The following is an 18858-nucleotide window of genomic DNA, read 5'->3' on the forward strand; positions in this document are numbered from 1 at the left end:
CTACCTTATTCTCTTTAATTTTGCTATAAAAAACCCATCTATACCATGAATATTAGGATATATTTTTAAATATCCTTTATCTTGATTGTCTAAATCTACGTTTACTGTGTCAATTGGAGTCAATTCAAAATTATTATATTCTTCAATAAAAGAAGTAATTATATTTATGTTTTCCATATCTTGAACTGTACATGTACTATAGACTAAAGTTCCTCCAATTTTAACATACTTTGATGCATTTTCTAATATTTTCTTTTGTATAGAAGTAATATCTTCCAACTCTTCTTCTTTCTTATATTTAATTTCTGGTTTACGTCTTATTATACCAAGACCAGAACAAGGAACATCTGCTAAAACATAATCAAATTTATTTATGCTATTTTCATCAATTTCAGAAGCATCAAATCCTTCTACACATACATTTTTTAGACCAAGTCTATTTACAGTAGCTTTTATAAGCTTTAGTTTATGCTCAAAAATATCTCTAGCTATTACTTGACCTGTATTATTCATTAAAGTGGCTAAGTGAGTAGATTTTCCACCAGGAGCACTACATACATCCAAAATCAATGAATCTTCCTTTGGATTAATTACTTTCCCTACTATCATAGAACTTATATCTTGAATTGTAAATAAACCAGCCTTAAATAACTCATTATTTTCTATATTTTTTAATTTTTCGACTTTTATAGCTTCTTCCACCATAGGGACTTTCAAACACATAATACCCTTTTCATTTAATTTTTCAATAAGCTCTTCTCTGCTAATTTTAAGTGTATTTGTTCTTATATAAATACTAGGTTTTTCATTGTTTGCTTCTAATAAATCTTCAGTAAATTCTTGTCCAAAATTTTCTATCCAATTTTTTATAATCCAAGAGTTATAAGAATACTTTATAGATAAGTATTTTACACTATCTTCCTCAGTTATGTCCATTATAGTATCTTTATTTCTTATTTCATTTCTAAGAATAGCATTTATAAAACCAGAAGATTTTTTATCATATTTTTTAGATAACTTAACAGTTTCATTAACTGCTGCATAATCTGATATACTATTTAAAAATAAAATTTGATATGTTCCCATTCTTAAAAAGATTTTAACATAAGTTGACATTTTTTTTACTTTTATTTTTGAAAGTTTATTAATTATATAATCTAAGTAATATTTATTTTCTACTACTCCATAGATTAACTCTGTTGCAAGTCCTCTATCCATATCGCTTATTTCTAAGTTTTTAAAATGCTTATTTATTGCAATATTTGAATAGTTATTATTTTTCTCTATATCACATAATACTTTAAATCCAATTTCTCTTGCATCCATATAAATTTCTCCCTTTTATTAAACATAAAAAAGGGTTGTTTCTAAACAACCCACTTTATTTTTAGTCATCTCTTCTTTGAGCTATTAGTAACAATCTAAGTAATTGAAGTATTGAAACTAGTGCTGCTGCAACATATGTTAAAGCTGCTGCTGAAAGCACTTTTCTACTTTGTCTTACCTCACCCTCATCTATAATACCTAGATTTCCAAGTTGAACAATTGCTCTACTAGAAGCATTAAATTCTACAGGCAATGTTATTATTTGGAATAGTACTGAAGCTGAAAACAATAGTATCCCAATTTTTAGAAATGGTCCAGCCATAATAAATCCTAGAAATATTAAAAACCAAGAAATACTTGAAGCAAAGTTTACTACTGGCACCAAACTACTTCTTATTTGAAGAGGTGCATAACCTTTAGCATGTTGCATTGCATGACCACATTCATGTGCAGCTACTGCAACAGAAGTTATTGATGTTCCATAATATACATCTTCTGATAATCTTACAGTTTTTCTTCTTGGGTCATAGTGGTCACTTAAATGACCTCTAACCATTTCTATCCTTACATCATACAAACCATTTGAATCAAGTACTCTTCTTGCTGTCTGTTCTCCAGTATATCCTCTACGTGTATTTACTCTTAAATACTTATTTGTTGTTGAGCTCACTTTAAATTGAGCATATGCAGTGAATAATATAGCTGGAATTAATATAATCATCGTTGGGTCAAATCCCCAAAAGCCGCCATATACAGGGTACATAAATAACACTCTCCTAAAATATATTTTTATTATACATCCTCTTTAATATTCACATAACTTAAAAACAGTTTAATTACAAGCTAATATCTCTTTTCCTGTTAAAAAGCTTATAGCTTTTTCAATATCTACTATGTCTACATTAGTATTTATACAAGGTCCATTAGGTCTTTTATTAAATACTCCTAAAACAGGAATTTTTTTTATATCTTGTATTCCAGATGTTAAATCTCTCTCACATGCAACAGCTATAACAGCTTTAGGTTTATTGTCAATTATAATTTTTCTAGCTAGAGTCCCTCCTGTAGCTACAAATACTTTTACTTTAACACTTTTATTTAGCTCAGCTAATTCTCCTATATTGCATTTTCCACATTTTTTACAATTATCTATATCATTAGTAACTTTTAGTTTGCAACTATTCTCTTGAATACAATGAGGTATTAAAATTATTATATCCTCTGGATTAAAATTATATTTATTACTGTATATATATTCATTATTTAATTTTATATATATTCTTCTAATTTCACTTTTTGACATACCAAATGATGATGCAATAAAAGATATAATGGGAAATAATACACTAACAATTTTAAAATTTATTTTCATTATATTTGAGTTAACATTTTTTCCTTTAATTACTCTATACGTAACTATTGTTGAGCATAGTATTATAAGTATTAGTGATATTACTACAGCATTTATTCCTAAGGAAAATATTTGAGTCAAACTAATTATAAAAAAGTTTGCAACCCCCATTAAAATCCCTAATATTAAGACTAAGATACCAACACTTGTTAAATACTTTTTTATATCTGTCATACTTTTCACCTAACTCAATACTACACCAATTTCTATAGTATTTCCTTTTATATATTCTCCAACTAGCATTCTCTTTTTATTTGGCATCTGAATTTCTTCAATTAAAAGTACCTTATCTTTAGTACTTACTTTTATGCCATCTTTATTTACCTCAATTATTGTACCTGCTTCTTTGTTACTTTCTTCCTCTAATACTTTAGTTTTCCAGATTTTCATCGTTACACCATTATAAGTAGTATAAGCACTTGGCCATGGATTTACACCTCTAACTAGATTGTGTATTTCCTTAGCATTTTTTGAAAAGTCTATATTACCTAGTGATTTATTCATTATTGGTGCATAAGAAAATTCCTCATGATTTTGTACTTCTCTTGGAGCAGTTCCTGCTTCTATCAACTTTAATGTTTCTTTTAAAGTTTCTGCTCCTATATTCATCATTTTATCATGAAGTTCTCCTGCTGTTATATTTTCATCAAGATTTACTTCTGTCTTTAATATCATATCTCCAGTGTCTAACCCTTCATCCATATACATAGTTGTAACACCAGTTTTTTCTTCGCCATTGATTATTACCCAATTTATAGGCGCCGCACCTCTATATTTTGGAAGTAAAGAAACATGGACATTTATACATCCAAACTTAGGAATTTCTAATATTTCTTTTGGAAGTATTTGCCCAAAAGCTACAACTACCATTACATCTGGCTTTAAAGATTTCATTGTATCTATAAAATCTTTGTCTCTAGCTTTAATTGGTTGATATACAGGTATATTATTTTCAATTGCAAGTTCTTTTACTGGACTCATGCCAAGTTTTTTACCTCTTCCTTTTGGTTTATCTGGCTGAGTTACAACTCCTAGTATTTCATACTTTTCATCTATTATTTTTTGTAAACAAGGAACTGCTATATCAGGAGTTCCCATAAATACTATTTTCATCAAATCAACCCCTACTATTTTTCTATTTTATCAACAAACAGTATTCCCTCTAGATGGTCTATTTCATGACAAAACGCTCTAGCTAAAAGTTCTTCCCCTTCTAGCTCTATTGTTTCTCCATTTCTATTTAAAGCTCTAACTTTTACATAGTTTGGTCTTTTAACCTCTCCAGATTCTCCAACAACACTTAAACAACCTTCATCATCTATTTGTTCTCCAGATGTTTCTATTATTTCTGGGTTTATAAGTTCTATAAGTTCTTCTCCAATATCAATTACTACAACTCTTTTTAAAATTCCAACTTGAGGTGCAGCTAGTCCAACACCATCTGCATCATACATAGTTTCTGCCATATCGTCTAACAATTGTATTATTTTTGCATCAATTTTTTCAACTTTTTTTGATTTCTTTCTTAGTACTGGTTCTCCTATTTGAACTATTTGTCTTAAAGCCATTACACTTCCTCCTAAATTTATAATACACTATTTGGATTAATATCTATAGATACATTAATATTCTTATTAAATATCAAATCTCGTTTTGTTATACATATATATTTTATTATACCCTTTAAGAGATTAATTTCAATATTTTCATCTTTAAAGAGTATTTGCCATCTATAATTTTGATTTATTTTTGATATTGAGCATGGATTGGGTCCTAATATAAACCCTAAGTCGTTTATACCCCTTTTTTCTAATAAATAAATCAAAGATGCATGCATATTTTTTATATTTTTTATAACTAATCTTTCATCTTCACCACTAACAACTACACTTAACATGTTATTAAAAGGAGAATATCCAAATGCCTTTCTTATCTTTATCTCATCTTCATAAAAACCTTCATAATTATACTCTATGGCATGCTTAATAGCATAATGCTCAGTATCATATGTTTGAAGTACTACTTTACCTTCTTTGTCTGCTCTTCCTGCCCTTCCAGAAACTTGAGTTATCAACTGAAAGGTTGTTTCAAAACTTTTAAAATCAGGAAAATTTAGTATCATGTCTGCTGACAAAATACCTACTAAAGTTACATTATCAAAATCCAATCCTTTACTTAACATCTGCGTTCCTATCAATACATCTGCTTCTTTATCTTTGAACTTATTTAGTATTTCCTCTAATGAACCCTTTTTTGATGTTGTATCTTTATCCATTCTCAAAGTTTTTATATTTGGAAAAATACATTTTAACTCTTCCTCAATTTTTTGAGTTCCTACTCCAAATGGCTTAACATAATTACTTCCACATTCTGGGCATTCTTTTGGAATTTCTCTTTCATATCCACAATAATGGCATCTTCCAATATTACTTTTTTTATGATATGTCAAAGATATATCGCAATTTTCACATTGAAACACATATCCACACTTTCTACATGATACAAAATTTGCATAACCTCTTCTATTTAAAAATAGTATTACCTGACTATTTTCTTCAATCGCACAACTAATTTCTCTTTGAAGTTTTAAACTAAATATACTTCTATTACCTATATCTAATTCATCTTTCATATCTACAACTTCAATATTTGGAAGTGGTTTATTGTTTGCTCTATTTTTTATATTTATAAGTTTATATTCACCAGTTTTTGCTCTATAATACTCTTCAATTGAAGGTGTCGCTGAACCTAAAATAAGAGTTAGATTATTTTTTAATGCCATAAATCTAGCTACTTCTATAGCGTTAAACTTAGGATTTTTTTCAGACTTATATGATGACTCATGAAATTCATCAATTATTATCAATCCTAAAGAATTAAAAGGAGCAAATAGTGCTGACCTAGCACCAATTAAAACTCTTATCTTGCCAGCTTTAACAGCTTTATAAACGTCGTGTTTTTCTCCTTCAGATAGTTTACTGTGAAACACTCCAACTAAATCGCCAAACCTACTCTTTAATCTATCTATCGTTTGGGGAGTTAATGCTATCTCAGGAACCAAAAATATACTATCTAAACCTTGGCTTAATGCAAATTCTATTATTTCCATATAAACTTCAGTCTTTCCACTTCCAGTTATACCATGAATTAAATATGGCTTTTTATCATCTATAAACATACTTGAATTTATCTCATCAACCGCTTGTTGTTGCTCATTGTTTAATTTTATACTTTTTGATATAGATTTGTAAATACTTTTTGGCTCTCTATAATAATCTTTAAATTCTAAAGTTATTAACTCTTTCTTACTCAAAGAGTTTATACTCTGCTTTGAAGCATTTAATAAATCCAATAAATCATTTATCTCTACATTTTCATTATTTTTAAGAAAATTTAATATCTCTTTTTGCTTGCTTCCTATGCTTATTTTATTTTGTTCTATATAATCATCAATTTTATCATTTTCTAAACTCAAAGATACATAGCATACTTTCTTCTCATTTTTATGATTTTTGTATTCCCAACATAATTTTATAATTCCATTTTTATTCATTGTATATAGATAATTATTTAGATTCGCTATATATTTTAACTTATCAACCTTAATTTTTCCTTTACTACCAACTACTTTTTCTACTATCTCTCTATTTTTATCACTCAGCTTTGATATCTTTTCATATAATTCAGTCTCACTTAATCCATTTAGCTTTTCACCTAGTAAAACTACTTTGTAATTATTTAGTTTATATCCTTTTGGATATATCAAATTTATACACTCTATATAAGTACACAAATATCTATTTTTCATCCAGTAAACCAACTCTAAATCTTCTTCTCTAAATATTGGATTTTCATCTAATATATCTATGATTTCTTTAGTCTTTATTTTTTCATCTAAATTATTTGTAAGTTGAAATACAAAGGCTTCTGTTGGTTTATTACCTCTTCCAAATGGCACTAATATTCTATGCCCAACACTTATAACTTCCTCTAAAAATACAGGAATTTGATATGTAAATAAATTGTCTGTGTATATAGTATTGCTTCTAACTATTACCTTTGCATATTTTTTCATTGTAAAACTCCTACTTAAAATTAATCTACTGCTCATATTTTAACACATTTCATAACATATCAAAAAAATCTCAGCATATCTAAAAAGTTTCAAGTTATTACTAATATTAGATATATCTTAATAATTAACTATTAATCATATTTTATACTTTACAGCAAAATAAATGCTGAAAACCACAATTTAACTGACATTTGCGAGTTTTTACTCGCTAAAAGTAAATTGCAGCTTTCAGCCACTTTAGCTGTGATAAAATACACAAATATCATATTTAAAAAAGTTCTTATTTCTCAAGTAACACTTTAATCTTATTTAATATAACATTAGCTACTTCTTCCTTTTTCATTTTAGGGTACTCAGTAATATTTCCTTCTGTATCTATTATTTTTACAATATTAGTATCAGTTCTAAAGCCAGCTCCCTCTTTAGTTAAATCATTTGCCACAATAAAATCTAAATTTTTCTTTTCAATTTTTCCTTTGGCATGTTCTATTAAGTCATTAGTTTCAGCAGCAAATCCAACTAATATCCTATCTTCCTTTATTTTTCCTATTTCATAAGCAATGTCATAATTCCTACTTAATTCTATTGATAAATCATCATTATTCTTTTTAATTTTTTTGTCAGAATAAGTTTTTGGCTTATAATCTGCAACTGCTGCACTTTGAATTACTATTTTATTTTCTTTTAAATTTGATACTACTGCCTCATACAAATCTTGTGCTGATTCTATTTGTACAAATTTTTTAAGGTTTTGTGGAATAGAGAGATTTGTAGGACCTGATATTAATGTTACATCAGCACCTCTAGATATAGCCTCTTTAGCTATAGAATATCCCATTTTACCAGAAGACCTATTAGTTAAATATCTTACTGGGTCTATACTTTCTACAGTTGGTCCAGCTGTAACTATTATACTTTGACCTTTCAAATCTTGCTCTTTCGTAAGATTGGCTAAAACTGCCTCTACTATTAAATCTGGTTTAGCTAGTTTTCCTGCTCCAATATCTCCACATGCAAGTCTTCCACTTTCTGGTTCTATAAATTTATATCCAAATTCCTCTAAAGTTTTTATATTTTTTTGGACAATTGGATTTTCATACATATTAGTATTCATAGCTGGTGCTATTAAAACTTGTGCTTTTGTTGCCATAACAGTAGTTGTTAACATATCATCAGCTATACCATTTGCAATTTTTCCTATAACATTTGCACTTGCTGGTACTATTAGAAACAAATCTGCCTTTTTTGCTAATGATATATGTTCAACTTCCCAAGATTTTGGTTCTTCAAACATATCTTCTACTACATAATTTTGACTTAGTGATTGAAGTGTAAGTGGTCTAACAAATTCTGTTGCTGATTTTGTCATTATAACATGGATATTTGCATTTAATTTTTTTAATTTACTTACAACATCACAAGCCTTGTATGCAGCTATTCCGCCGCTTATGCCAATTACAACAGTCTTATTTTTTAGCATGACCTTACTCCTCTTCTGAAATTTGTTGATGTTGCTCAGCGTAGTGTCTAGCTTCTTCTATCTCTATTTCTTCTTCTGTCAATAATCTATATGTTATTTTTCCACTTGCAACTTCCTTAGTAGCTACACATACAGGTTTTTCCTTAGCTTTGTTTGGAACATATGGTTCGTCTCCATCAATTAACTTTCTTGCTCTCTTTGAAACAGTCCCTACTAAGTAATATCTGTTGTCTATTTTTTCTAGTACCTCATTGATAGATGGTTTTAACATAATTATAATTCCTCCTTAAATTTCTCTATTATAATATTTTTATATCTGCTAACTTTATTCTTTTCAGATGATATTATACCTTCTATTTCTTTAGCAGATGTTTTCACATCTTCATTAAATATAAAATAATCATAATCCTTAATCATTTTTATTTCTTCATATGCACAACTAAATCTCTTTTCTATTTCTTCTTCTGTCTCTGTACCTCTTCCAACAATTCTATTTTTTAACTCTTCAAGTGATGGAGGTAATACAAATATAAATACTCCTTCTGGACAAACCTCTTTTATTTGTTTTGCTCCTTGCATTTCAATTTCTAGTAGCACATCCTGTCCTTTTTCTAAACATTCCATTATTGCTGCTTTTGGAGTTCCATAAAAATTATCATAAATTTGAGCATACTCCAAAAACTCACCTTTTCCTATCATATCTTCAAACTTTTCTTTACTTATGAAGAAATAATTTACTCCATCAACTTCTCCTGCTCTTGGTTTTCTTGTAGTAGCTGATACAGAAAGTTTTATTGTATCATTCTCTCTAAGTAATTCTTTGCAAATAGTACCTTTTCCTGCACCTGATGGACCTGATACAACTAGCAATAATCCTTTTTTTGTAAACATTTAAATATTCCCCTTCTAATATTGTATTCTTACTCTATGTTTTGTATTTGTTCTCTTATTTTTTCTAACTCACTTTTCACTTCTACTACTAAATTAGTTATATTTATATCAGATGATTTTGAACCTATTGTATTAGTTTCTCTGTTCATCTCCTGTATTAAGAAATCAATTTTTCTACCTATAGAATCGTCTTTAAATATAGTTTTTTTAAGCTGACCAATATGACTTTTAAACCTAACTATCTCTTCTGTTATGCTACTTTTATCTGCATATATTGCAACTTCTTGTGCTAACCTATTTTCATCTATTATACTTGGGTCTTCTAGCATTTCACTTATTCTTGAATTTAGTTTTTCTCTATAGTCTTCTACAACACTACTTGAATATTTTTCAATTTCTTCTATATGATTTTTTAATAAGTCACATCTCATGGTAATATCTTCAGCTAGTTTTTTACCTTCTTCACTTCTCATTTCTCTTAGTTTTATCATTGCATCTTCTACAGCTTGATTTAACATCGACCATAGTAAATCTTCATCTTCATCTTTTTCTTCTATTTTTATAATATCAGGAAATCTTGCAACATTCATAACACTAATATCATCTATAATATCAAATTTGTCTTTTATTTCCTTTAAGATATCTATATATTGAGATGCTAATCCTTCATCAAAATTTAAGTTTACATCTTCTTTGCCTAATAAGTCAAATTTTATGTATAAATCAACTCTTCCTCTTTTTACATAGTTTTTTACTAAATTTCTAACTTTATCCTCTAAAAATGAAATTTTTCTTGGAAGACGTATATTTATATCTGAATATTTATGATTTATTGTTTTACATTCTACTAAAAAATAATAGTTGTCGTCTTTGTATTCTCCTCTTCCAAAACCAGTCATACTTATAGCCATTACCTAAACCTCCAAAACACCTTCACATATTTTTACTGCTGGACCTGTCATATAAGAAAACTCTCCTATATCTATTCGTACTGTTCCACCTTGAGAAGTCACATTTACACTATTTTCTACCATATCAAGTAAATTACATACTATTGCTGATGCAGTCATACCTGTTCCACATCCTAAAGTATATCCACAACCTCTTTCCCAAGTATAGACATGTATATTATACTTATCTTCTACTTTTACAAAATTTACATTCGTTTTTTTCGGAAATATTTTATTATTTTCAATCTCTTTTCCATATTTACAAACTTCATCTACATTTAATTCATCCACTATAACCACAGTGTGAGGAACCCCCATCAACATAGATGTAATCTTAAACTCTTTATCTAAAACTTTTATATTTTCTTGTACAAAACGTTCTTCATCAGTTAACACAGGAACATCTTTAGCTAAAAAACTTCCTTTTCCCATATTAACTTTTATAGTATTTATTTCTCCATTTATAGTGTTTATTTTTATATTTTTTACACCATCTAGTGTATCTACTGTAAAGTTTTCTTTTTTAACTATGCCATTATCATAAACAAACTTACAAAAACATCTAAGTCCATTTCCACACATAGCTGCTCTTGAACCATCAGAATTATAATACACCATTTCTACATCTGCAATTTCTGAATTTTTTACAACTAGTAACCCATCCGCACCTACAGAAAATCTTCTATGGCATACTTTTTTTGCTAAAACAGTATAATTTGATGAATCTATTTGGTCAAATCTTCCATCTATTGCAATAAAATCATTGCCTATTCCATGTAGTTTCCAAAATTTCATAAGTATCGCTCCTTTGTAAATTAACACTTAAACTATTATAACATAAAAAAATTCCCATAAACTTATAATTTATGGGAAAAGTTTTGTAATGACAACTATAATTTGAGGATGTGAGGGAGAGTTGCCATTACAATTAGGGTAATTATATTATGTTTTTAAGCTAGTTCTTTCTATGTTTATATAATAATATTTCTATATGAATTTTATGTATAGTTTATTTAAACTGTATATGAATTTTTTAAATAAAATATTTAGCATCTTCTATTTAGTTTTTTGAACATACCTAATTAGCATACACCTATTAATTCTTTAAGTGTTTTTAAAACATAATCTAAATCTTCTCTAGTAATATCTACATGAGTTACAAATCTATACTCCCCATTTTCCATTTTATTGATTTTTATATTTCTTTCAAAAAACTCTTTTATTAAAACATCTTCTCTTATTACATCTTCACTCATTTTAAAGAATACCATACTCAGGTCTGGACTAGTGTTATTTACTTCAATTCCTTCAATTTTATCCAACTCACAAGCTAAATATTTTGCATTATCATGGTCCTCATTTAATCTCAGTGTCATTTTTTCAATGGCAATTATACCAGCTGCTGCAACTATACCAACTTGTCTCATGCCTCCACCCATAACTTTTTGCTTTCTTCTAGCTTTTGCTATAAATTCTTTACTTCCAGCAAGAATAGAACCCATTGGTGCAGCTAAACCTTTTGATACACAGAACATAACACTGTCACAACATTGTGCAATTTCTTTAGCTTCTACACCTAAAGTTAATGCTGCATTGAATAATCTCGCTCCATCTAAATGCACTGGTAAATTGTGTTTTTCAGCTATTTTTTTAATTTCTTTTAAATTGTCAAGGCTTACAACAGTTCCACCTGAATATGCATTTTCTACACATATAAGACCTGTTTGTGGTTCATGTATATCATCTCTCCTAATTGCCTTCTCAACAAGCTCAGGATTAAGAGCTCCACTTTCATCTTCATCTATAGTTCTAAGTTGAACTCCAGCTATTACAGCAGGTGCTCCAACTTCATGAGTCACAATATGATACCCTTTACCAATAATGATTTCTTGACCTCTTAGGCAGTGAGTAAACAAAGCTAACTGATTTCCAAAAGTTCCACTTGGAAGGAAAATAGCATCTTCTTTTCCAACTTTAGCTGCTGCTAATTCTTCAAGTTTATTTACAGTAGGGTCATCTCTAAAGATTGAATCTCCAACAGGAGCCTTTGCCATGGCTTCTCTCATTTCATCAGTAGGCATAGTAACAGTATCACTTCTTAAATCAATAAATTTCATTTTTTCAACCTTCTTTCATATTCATATACTATACAGCTTTAATATTTATTTAGCTTTGTAAAGTTTATATACTTTTATAAGTTATTCTTTACACACTAATTATACTACATTTGTTTTATATTTAAGCAAATTTAAATTATTAATTTAAAAATATACTTCCTATTCTCTTGTGAGTATATCCTGTAAGTATAAATAATTATAAAATTTACACATTAATCCATGTTGTTTAAATTCCCCCTAGTCATAGAGCATATATTATGTGTATAATTAATTTACTGACTTATTTTGGTCAAAGAAAGGGGTGCTATACATGGCATTAGATGGATTAGTTATACATTCAATAGTAGATGAATTATCATCAAAGCTTACAGGTGGAAAAATAGATAAGATTCATCAACCTGAAGATGATGAAGTAATTTTTAATATAAGAAACAACAAAGAAAATTTTAGATTGGTTTTAAGTGCAAGTGCTTCAAATCCTAGGGTTTATTTAACAAGCAATTATAAAAAAGAAAATCCGCTAAAGGCGCCTATGTTTTGTATGTTGCTTCGAAAATATATACAAGGTGGAAATATTATAGAAATTTCTCAAATTGGTTTTGAAAGAATAATAAAAATCAGTGTTGAATCTTTAGATGAATTAAAAGAAAAGACAATCAAAAATATTATAATTGAAATTATGGGAAGACATAGTAATATAATAGTAACTCATAATGAAGATGATAAAATTATAGATTCTATAAAAAGAGTGCCTTTTAGTATAAGTAGAGTTCGTCAGGTTTTACCTGGACATAGTTACTCATTGCCACCAAAGCAAGATAAACTTAACCCTCTTGATAATATATCTAAAGATTCGTTTATTAACAATCTAAATGAATTTGATGGACCTATTTTTAAGTCTATATATTCTAAATTTTTAGGTATAAGCCCTACTATCGCCAAAGAAATTTGTTATAGAGCAGATGTAAATCAAAACGCTATTAGCAAAGATATATCTAGTCAACAGTTTGATTCTTTATACAAAGAATTTTGTAGTTTATTTAATGATATAAATTCTAATAAGTTTTCACCTTGTATTGTTATAGATAAAAAATTAGATAAAGTCGTTGATTTCAGTTGTGTCAATCTTACATTGTTTAATGATTTATCATATATCAATAAAGAAAGCATCTCTAATATACTAGAGGATTTCTACAGAACTAAAGATATTAAAGATAGAATCAATCAACGTTCATCTGACTTAAAGAAAAGCATATCTGTTAAACTGGATAGACTTTATAACAAACTTAGAAAACAAGAAGAAGAATTATTAGAGTCTGAAAATGCAGATATTTATAAAGTAAAGGGTGAACTAATTACATCTTATATATATATGGTAGAAAAAGGGATGGAAAGTGTTGATGTTGCCAACTTCTATGATGAAGAGTGTAAAAATGTAACAATAGAATTAAATAAAAATTTGACTCCATCTGAAAACGCTCAAAAATATTTTAAAAAGTATACTAAAATGAAACATGCCAAAGTTGAAATATCTCACCAAATTTCATTAAACAAAGAAGAAATAGATTACTTAGAAAACATAATTTTGAGTATTGAAAACTGTGAAAATTTGGCTGAATTACAAGATATAAAAGAAGAACTTGGTAAAGTTGGATATATCAAAGCCCAAAAGAAAAGTAGTAAAAAAGACACTATTCCTTCTACAAAACCTCATGAATTTATTTCTTCTGATGGATTTAAAATCTTGGTTGGAAAAAATAACAAACAAAATGATTATCTTACATTAAGGCTTGCTGATAATGATGACTTATGGATGCATACAAAAAATATTCCAGGTTCTCATGTAATAATAAAATGTGCTGGTAAAGAAATTACTGATAATACTATATTTGAAGGAGCTATGTTAGCTGCATTTTTTAGCAAATCAAAGATTTCTTCTCAAGTACCTGTGGACTACACAAAGAAAAAAAATGTAAAGAAACCTAGTGGTTCTAAACCTGGCATGGTTATCTATGAAACTAATAGTACTATTTATGTTACTCCTGAAGAAGAAATGGTAGCTAAGCTTAAAATTAAATCCGAATAAAATATATCTCATAGATATAAAAATTTCTGACTGGTAAATAATAATATATTTATCATATTAACTAAAAGTAGTGGCATTCTTATTGTACAAGAATGCCACTTTTAAATTTGTTTATTTTTAGTTTTTTAATAATCAATACTTATATTTAAATTGATTAATTTCTATTTTTATAAAAAAACAACGATTAGTTTAATTTTGAACATTATTTTTTATACGTCTAATTTTTTCTAATAGCTCATTATATTCTAATTCATAACACTCTTTTTTTGCATTATCTTTTTCTATTGACAGCATAGATATAATGTTTGTAAGTCTATTTTCTAATACTAAAAGATTTTCTTGTTTAACTTTACTTTCTCTACTAGAAGTTTTTTTATTTCTACTAATGATATAATCACTATAGTTACAATCAAACTCCTTTATATTCTTATCTTTTATTTCTAAAAAATAGTCACAAATATGAGATATAAATACTCTATCATGAGATACTATAAGCATAGTTTTATCAGTATTTATCAATGCTTTTTCCAATGCTTCCATAGATTTTATATCCAAGTAATTAGTTGGCTCATCAAGAACTAAAAAATTATTATCTTCTAGTATTATTTTGCATAAAGCTATCTTTACTTTTTCACCCCCACTAAGAACTTTAACTTTTTTATAAACAGTATCACCTTTAAATCCAAATAAATTTAAATTTATTCTTATAAAAGACTCAGCAAATGAACTATTTGCTTTGATATTGTACAAAATACTCTTTTCCTCATCTAATAAATCTTGATTTTGGTCAAAATAACCTATCTTTACTTTGTTATTTATCCTTATACAATCATTTTTATTACTAAGTATTTCTTTTATCAGAGTACTTTTTCCACATCCATTATCGCCTAATAAAGCTATTTTCTTACCTCTTTTTACCTTGAAAGAGATATTATCCAATAAAAGTTTATTTTCTACATTTAAACTTAAATCCTTTAATTCCACTAAGTTTTTGCTGATTATTTCCATACCATCCTGTATTTTAATATTCATATCTGTACAAACTTTAGGCTTATCCTTTACTTCCAATTTCTCAATTCTACTTTTTAATGCTTTTACACTTGAATCTATTTTTTTCTTATTTGTTTGACCACCCATTTTATGGAGTCTAGCTTCTGAATTCCCCATTCGTTTTGGAGTCTTCCTTATCCCATCACTTAAAGCTTTTTTGCCTAAAAGAGCTTTCTCCAATCTTTTTTTTTCATTTATATATTCATGATATTCAAAGTCAGCTCTTTTTGTATCCGCATCCTTTTGTTCTAAATAATCAGTGTAATTACCTTTATAAACTTTTAATTTCCCACCTTCCAATTCCAATATAGTTGTACATAATTCATCTAAAAAACGTCTGTCATGAGATATTAATAATAATGCTCCTTTATGTCTCTTAAACATATTTTCCAAAATATCTATACTCTTTTTATCTAAATTTGAAGTTGGTTCATCTGCTATTATTATATTTTTCTTATTATTCAGTGCATCTGCTATCTTTAGCTTAACTTTTTCTCCTCCAGATAAATAATCTTCAAATTTATCTGGCGCATTTAATAGACTTTTTTCTTTACTATCATTACATTTTTCAATATTATTTTCACTCTGACTTATATATGAATAGCTATCTGTAAGATAAACACAACCTTCATCAATTTCTATTTCACCCAATATTGCTTTTAATAAAGTTGTTTTTCCCTGACCATTTGAACCCACTAAACCTATTCTCTCATTCTCTAATATTTCAAGTTTATCTATATCCAAAATTAATTTATCAGCATAATATTTTTTTAAATTTTCTACTTTTATTAACATCATAAAAAAATCCCTCCCTGGTATACTTAAATATAAGGAGAGATTTACATAAATAGGCACAATAACTAAACGTATAGACTATAATCTACTCTCCTTAATTTAAGCATTATAAATAAAGCCACCAATATAGGCTTTTCAAAATTTACAATACTTTAAATTATAAAAAATAGATTATATTCTCATCTTCCCAGTTACCTTACCCTTTCTTTTATTTATTTTTAATCATTATATCAATATTGATTGCCGATGTCTATAAAAAATTGATTATTTAAAATAATATATACTTAATTAATTATTATTTTTCAACTTTAAAATCTTGATTATTCAATATTCTATTTAGTACAATACCTACAATCGCAGCCAAACTAAGACCAGTTATCTTTACAGTACTTGTTATAGGAATTCCTATAGAAATCCCTTTATTAGATAAGTAAGTTGTTCCAAGACCTATCAATAATATAACTGCTATTATCAATATATTTACTTTACTTTCTACACAAGAACTATCTTTTATAGTTTTTAACCCAACATAAGTTATCATTGAAAATAGCATTATACTGATTCCACCCATAACTGAACCTGGTATACTTTGAAGAAATCCTCCAAACTTCCCTACACATGCAAGCAATATAGCAAATACTGCTGTACGTCTAAGTATTGAAGGGTCATAGTTTTTAGTTATCGCCAGTACTGCTGTATTTTCCCCATAAGTAGTGTTAGCTGGTCCACCTAAGCATCCTGCTACTATAGTTGCAAATCCATCACCAAGTAATGTTCTGTTTAATCCTGGATTCTCTATAAAGTTTTTTCCTACAACAGCACCATTGGTAGTCATATCTCCTATATGCTCCATAAATACAGCTAAAACAACTGGAGATATAATTACAATTGCTCCTAAGCTAAATTTAGGAATTGTAAAGTCAGGTATAGCAAGTAAACTTGCTTCTGTAATTGTAGTTATATCTACTAATCCTAATACCAAACATATTATATATCCAGAAAAAACAGCTATTAATATACCTAATTGTTTTATAAATCCTCTACCAAACTTATTAGTCAAAATTGCTATTGCTAAAGTCAAAAAAGCTATTATAAAATTAGCTGAAGCCATATTAAAAGCCGTTGGTAATAAATTCAAACCTATAACTGCTATCATAGCTCCTGTAACTTGTGCTGGAAAATATAACTTAATTTTATCCACCCCAACTAATTTTACTATAATTGACATTATAATATAAATTAATCCTGCTACTATTATACCACCCTGAGCATATGCCAAATCTCCTCCATAAGCTTCTTTAGCTGCTAGTATAACAGGAATAAAAGCAAAACTTGAACCTAAAAATGCAGGTACTTTTCCTTCTGTACAAAAATGAAATATCAATGTACCAACACCAGCGCAAAAAATTGCAACTGATGGATTAAAGCCTGTTAAAATGGGAACTAATACTGTCGCTCCAAACATGGCCAATAAATGTTGTAAAGACATTATCGTTTTTTTCATAAAAACCTCCAAAAATTATTATATATGAATAAATCCTTTGTTCAATTAATATCTTTTAATTAATTATAATTCCCTAGATTCTATTTTTTAATCTCTATATACTTACTGTACAAACTATCATTTTTTTACATTTTACGACATTGAAAACCAAAATAAAGGAGAATAGAGACTACATTAATATACACATTAATAAACTTGTATTATTTATTTTGTGCAATATATGTAAGCTTTATCCTCCTCCATGACTATACAATGCTGAGCTTTTATATAATATTAAAAAACCACTATTCTTTGATTGTAACTGAATCTTCTCCATCAATTTCTAATAAACTAACAGATATAATTTCATGTCTTGAAGTAGGGACATTTTTTCCTACATAATCTGCTCTTATAGGCAATTCTCTATGTCCTCTGTCCACTAATACTGCTAATTGTATTGATTTAGGTCTTCCTATATCAATAATAGCATCAAGTGCTGCTCTTACAGTTCTTCCTGTATATAACACATCATCAACTAAAACTACTGTTTTATCATCTACATTAAAATCTAGATATGTTCCTTTGACTACTGGTTCAACATTAATTTTTTCTAAGTCATCTCTATAAAGTGTTATATCAATATCACCAGTATCTACTTTTGTTCCTTCTATTTGTTCTATTTTTTTAGATATTCTATTTGCGATTGGTACACCTCTAGTCTTTATTCCAACTAAGACTAGGTTTTCTACACCTTTATTTCTTTCAATTATCTCATGACTTATCCTAGTAATTGCTCTTGCTATAGCCTTTTCATCCATTAATTGAGCTTTTTCTACCATATCATAACTATTGTCAAAAAAATATATTCTCTTTTATTTTGACAAATCTACTCCTCTCTCTTAAATTTTTATAGAACCACTTTATTAAAATTTTCAATTTAAACAACAAAAAACTTCTCATCACAAGACAAGAAGCTTTTATATAAAAAAATATATAGTCTAATTCAGCAATTGTCTTACGATATCTCTGTATCGTTTAAAGATAATTTTTATACTCCATTAACTCAAATTATATATTTATATTTCAAATTTTTCAAGCTTTTTTAATCAAAATACTTTAATATAAAATATTTTAGCTAAACTTCACTAATTTTATCACTTGTATAAATCTAATTAGATGATTTATAATATCATA

The 18858-nt window shown here is 27.8% G+C and carries 16 protein-coding genes; 1 reads left to right on the plus strand and 15 read right to left on the minus strand.

Features of this window, described 5'->3' with window-relative positions; all coding sequences use genetic code 11:
- From rsmB to ltaE, 12 genes are all read right to left on the minus strand, one after another.
- Entirely contained in the window at window positions 1–1326 is a 1326-nt protein-coding gene (rsmB, locus tag IC758_RS14045) for a 16S rRNA (cytosine(967)-C(5))-methyltransferase RsmB (RefSeq protein WP_227432478.1), read from the minus strand.
- A gap of 61 nt (window positions 1327–1387) precedes the next feature.
- Window positions 1388–2089: a zinc metallopeptidase gene (locus tag IC758_RS14050; RefSeq protein WP_227432477.1), complete on the minus strand. Its 702-nt coding sequence runs from the start codon at window positions 2087–2089 to the stop codon at window positions 1388–1390.
- Window positions 2090–2158: 69 nt separating this feature from the next.
- Complete coding sequence (locus tag IC758_RS14055; protein WP_227432476.1) at window positions 2159–2911, minus strand: DUF116 domain-containing protein; 753 nt, start codon at window positions 2909–2911, stop codon at window positions 2159–2161.
- 9 nt (window positions 2912–2920) lie between these two features.
- On the minus strand, window positions 2921–3850 hold the full coding sequence (gene fmt / locus IC758_RS14060; protein ID WP_227432475.1) for a methionyl-tRNA formyltransferase: 930 nt from the start codon (window positions 3848–3850) through the stop codon (window positions 2921–2923).
- Window positions 3851–3864: 14 nt separating this feature from the next.
- The gene (gene def, locus IC758_RS14065; RefSeq protein ID WP_227432474.1) at window positions 3865–4305 is read right to left on the minus strand and encodes a peptide deformylase; all 441 of its coding nucleotides are present in this window, start codon (window positions 4303–4305) and stop codon (window positions 3865–3867) included.
- Window positions 4306–4322: 17 nt separating this feature from the next.
- Window positions 4323–6812 carry a primosomal protein N' gene (gene priA / locus IC758_RS14070; RefSeq protein ID WP_227432473.1) on the minus strand — a complete coding sequence of 830 codons (2490 nt, stop codon included), beginning with the start codon at window positions 6810–6812 and terminating at the stop codon, window positions 4323–4325.
- A 280-nt stretch (window positions 6813–7092) separates the two neighbouring features.
- On the minus strand, window positions 7093–8292 hold the full coding sequence (gene coaBC / locus IC758_RS14075) for a bifunctional phosphopantothenoylcysteine decarboxylase/phosphopantothenate--cysteine ligase CoaBC (RefSeq protein ID WP_227824206.1): 1200 nt from the start codon (window positions 8290–8292) through the stop codon (window positions 7093–7095).
- A 4-nt stretch (window positions 8293–8296) separates the two neighbouring features.
- Window positions 8297–8563 (minus strand): DNA-directed RNA polymerase subunit omega, encoded by a 267-nt coding sequence (gene rpoZ, locus IC758_RS14080; RefSeq protein WP_227432471.1) that lies wholly within the window; start codon window positions 8561–8563, stop codon window positions 8297–8299.
- A 2-nt stretch (window positions 8564–8565) separates the two neighbouring features.
- The gene (gene gmk / locus IC758_RS14085; protein ID WP_227432470.1) at window positions 8566–9183 is read right to left on the minus strand and encodes a guanylate kinase; all 618 of its coding nucleotides are present in this window, start codon (window positions 9181–9183) and stop codon (window positions 8566–8568) included.
- Window positions 9184–9212: 29 nt separating this feature from the next.
- On the minus strand, window positions 9213–10094 hold the full coding sequence (locus tag IC758_RS14090) for a YicC/YloC family endoribonuclease (RefSeq protein WP_227482880.1): 882 nt from the start codon (window positions 10092–10094) through the stop codon (window positions 9213–9215).
- Between the two features lie 3 nt (window positions 10095–10097).
- Window positions 10098–10928, minus strand: coding sequence for a diaminopimelate epimerase (gene dapF, locus IC758_RS14095; protein WP_227482881.1), 831 nt, complete (start codon window positions 10926–10928; stop codon window positions 10098–10100).
- 287 nt (window positions 10929–11215) lie between these two features.
- A complete protein-coding gene (gene ltaE / locus IC758_RS14100) occupies window positions 11216–12250 on the minus strand; it encodes a low-specificity L-threonine aldolase (protein WP_227830781.1) in 1035 nt (344 codons plus the stop codon).
- A 310-nt stretch (window positions 12251–12560) separates the two neighbouring features.
- Between ltaE and IC758_RS14105 the strand changes: the two genes are divergently transcribed.
- Window positions 12561–14336, plus strand: coding sequence for an NFACT family protein (locus tag IC758_RS14105; protein ID WP_227432466.1), 1776 nt, complete (start codon window positions 12561–12563; stop codon window positions 14334–14336).
- Between the two features lie 189 nt (window positions 14337–14525).
- Here IC758_RS14105 and cplR read toward each other — a convergent pair whose 3' ends face one another.
- The 3 genes from cplR to pyrR form a co-directional block, all read right to left on the minus strand.
- A complete protein-coding gene (cplR, locus tag IC758_RS14110; RefSeq protein WP_227860540.1) occupies window positions 14526–16184 on the minus strand; it encodes an ABC-F type ribosomal protection protein CplR in 1659 nt (552 codons plus the stop codon).
- Between the two features lie 292 nt (window positions 16185–16476).
- Window positions 16477–17685: a uracil-xanthine permease family protein gene (locus IC758_RS14115; RefSeq protein WP_227432465.1), complete on the minus strand. Its 1209-nt coding sequence runs from the start codon at window positions 17683–17685 to the stop codon at window positions 16477–16479.
- A 284-nt stretch (window positions 17686–17969) separates the two neighbouring features.
- A complete protein-coding gene (gene pyrR, locus IC758_RS14120; RefSeq protein ID WP_227432464.1) occupies window positions 17970–18503 on the minus strand; it encodes a bifunctional pyr operon transcriptional regulator/uracil phosphoribosyltransferase PyrR in 534 nt (177 codons plus the stop codon).
- Window positions 18504–18858 lie beyond the last annotated feature (355 nt).

This window comes from Clostridioides sp. ES-W-0016-02 (assembly GCF_020641035.1).
In the GTDB taxonomy this organism is placed as follows: domain Bacteria; phylum Bacillota; class Clostridia; order Peptostreptococcales; family Peptostreptococcaceae; genus Clostridioides.

What these genes read in the sequence shown, in the direction of transcription:
- IC758_RS14105 (WP_227432466.1), top strand. Translation starts at nt 12,561, where the DNA reads ATGGCATTAGATGGATTAGTTATACATTCAATAGTAGATGAATTATCA.
- gmk (WP_227432470.1), bottom strand. Translation starts at nt 9,183, where the DNA reads ATGTTTACAAAAAAAGGATTATTGCTAGTTGTATCAGGTCCATCAGGT.
- cplR (WP_227860540.1), bottom strand. Translation starts at nt 16,184, where the DNA reads ATGATGTTAATAAAAGTAGAAAATTTAAAAAAATATTATGCTGATAAA.
- rsmB (WP_227432478.1), bottom strand. Translation starts at nt 1,326, where the DNA reads ATGGATGCAAGAGAAATTGGATTTAAAGTATTATGTGATATAGAGAAA.
- priA (WP_227432473.1), bottom strand. Translation starts at nt 6,812, where the DNA reads ATGAAAAAATATGCAAAGGTAATAGTTAGAAGCAATACTATATACACA.
- IC758_RS14055 (WP_227432476.1), bottom strand. Translation starts at nt 2,911, where the DNA reads ATGACAGATATAAAAAAGTATTTAACAAGTGTTGGTATCTTAGTCTTA.
- pyrR (WP_227432464.1), bottom strand. Translation starts at nt 18,503, where the DNA reads ATGGTAGAAAAAGCTCAATTAATGGATGAAAAGGCTATAGCAAGAGCA.
- coaBC (WP_227824206.1), bottom strand. Translation starts at nt 8,292, where the DNA reads ATGCTAAAAAATAAGACTGTTGTAATTGGCATAAGCGGCGGAATAGCT.
- def (WP_227432474.1), bottom strand. Translation starts at nt 4,305, where the DNA reads ATGGCTTTAAGACAAATAGTTCAAATAGGAGAACCAGTACTAAGAAAG.
- ltaE (WP_227830781.1), bottom strand. Translation starts at nt 12,250, where the DNA reads ATGAAATTTATTGATTTAAGAAGTGATACTGTTACTATGCCTACTGAT.
- fmt (WP_227432475.1), bottom strand. Translation starts at nt 3,850, where the DNA reads ATGAAAATAGTATTTATGGGAACTCCTGATATAGCAGTTCCTTGTTTA.
- rpoZ (WP_227432471.1), bottom strand. Translation starts at nt 8,563, where the DNA reads ATGTTAAAACCATCTATCAATGAGGTACTAGAAAAAATAGACAACAGA.
- IC758_RS14115 (WP_227432465.1), bottom strand. Translation starts at nt 17,685, where the DNA reads ATGAAAAAAACGATAATGTCTTTACAACATTTATTGGCCATGTTTGGA.
- IC758_RS14050 (WP_227432477.1), bottom strand. Translation starts at nt 2,089, where the DNA reads ATGTACCCTGTATATGGCGGCTTTTGGGGATTTGACCCAACGATGATT.
- dapF (WP_227482881.1), bottom strand. Translation starts at nt 10,928, where the DNA reads ATGAAATTTTGGAAACTACATGGAATAGGCAATGATTTTATTGCAATA.
- IC758_RS14090 (WP_227482880.1), bottom strand. Translation starts at nt 10,094, where the DNA reads ATGGCTATAAGTATGACTGGTTTTGGAAGAGGAGAATACAAAGACGAC.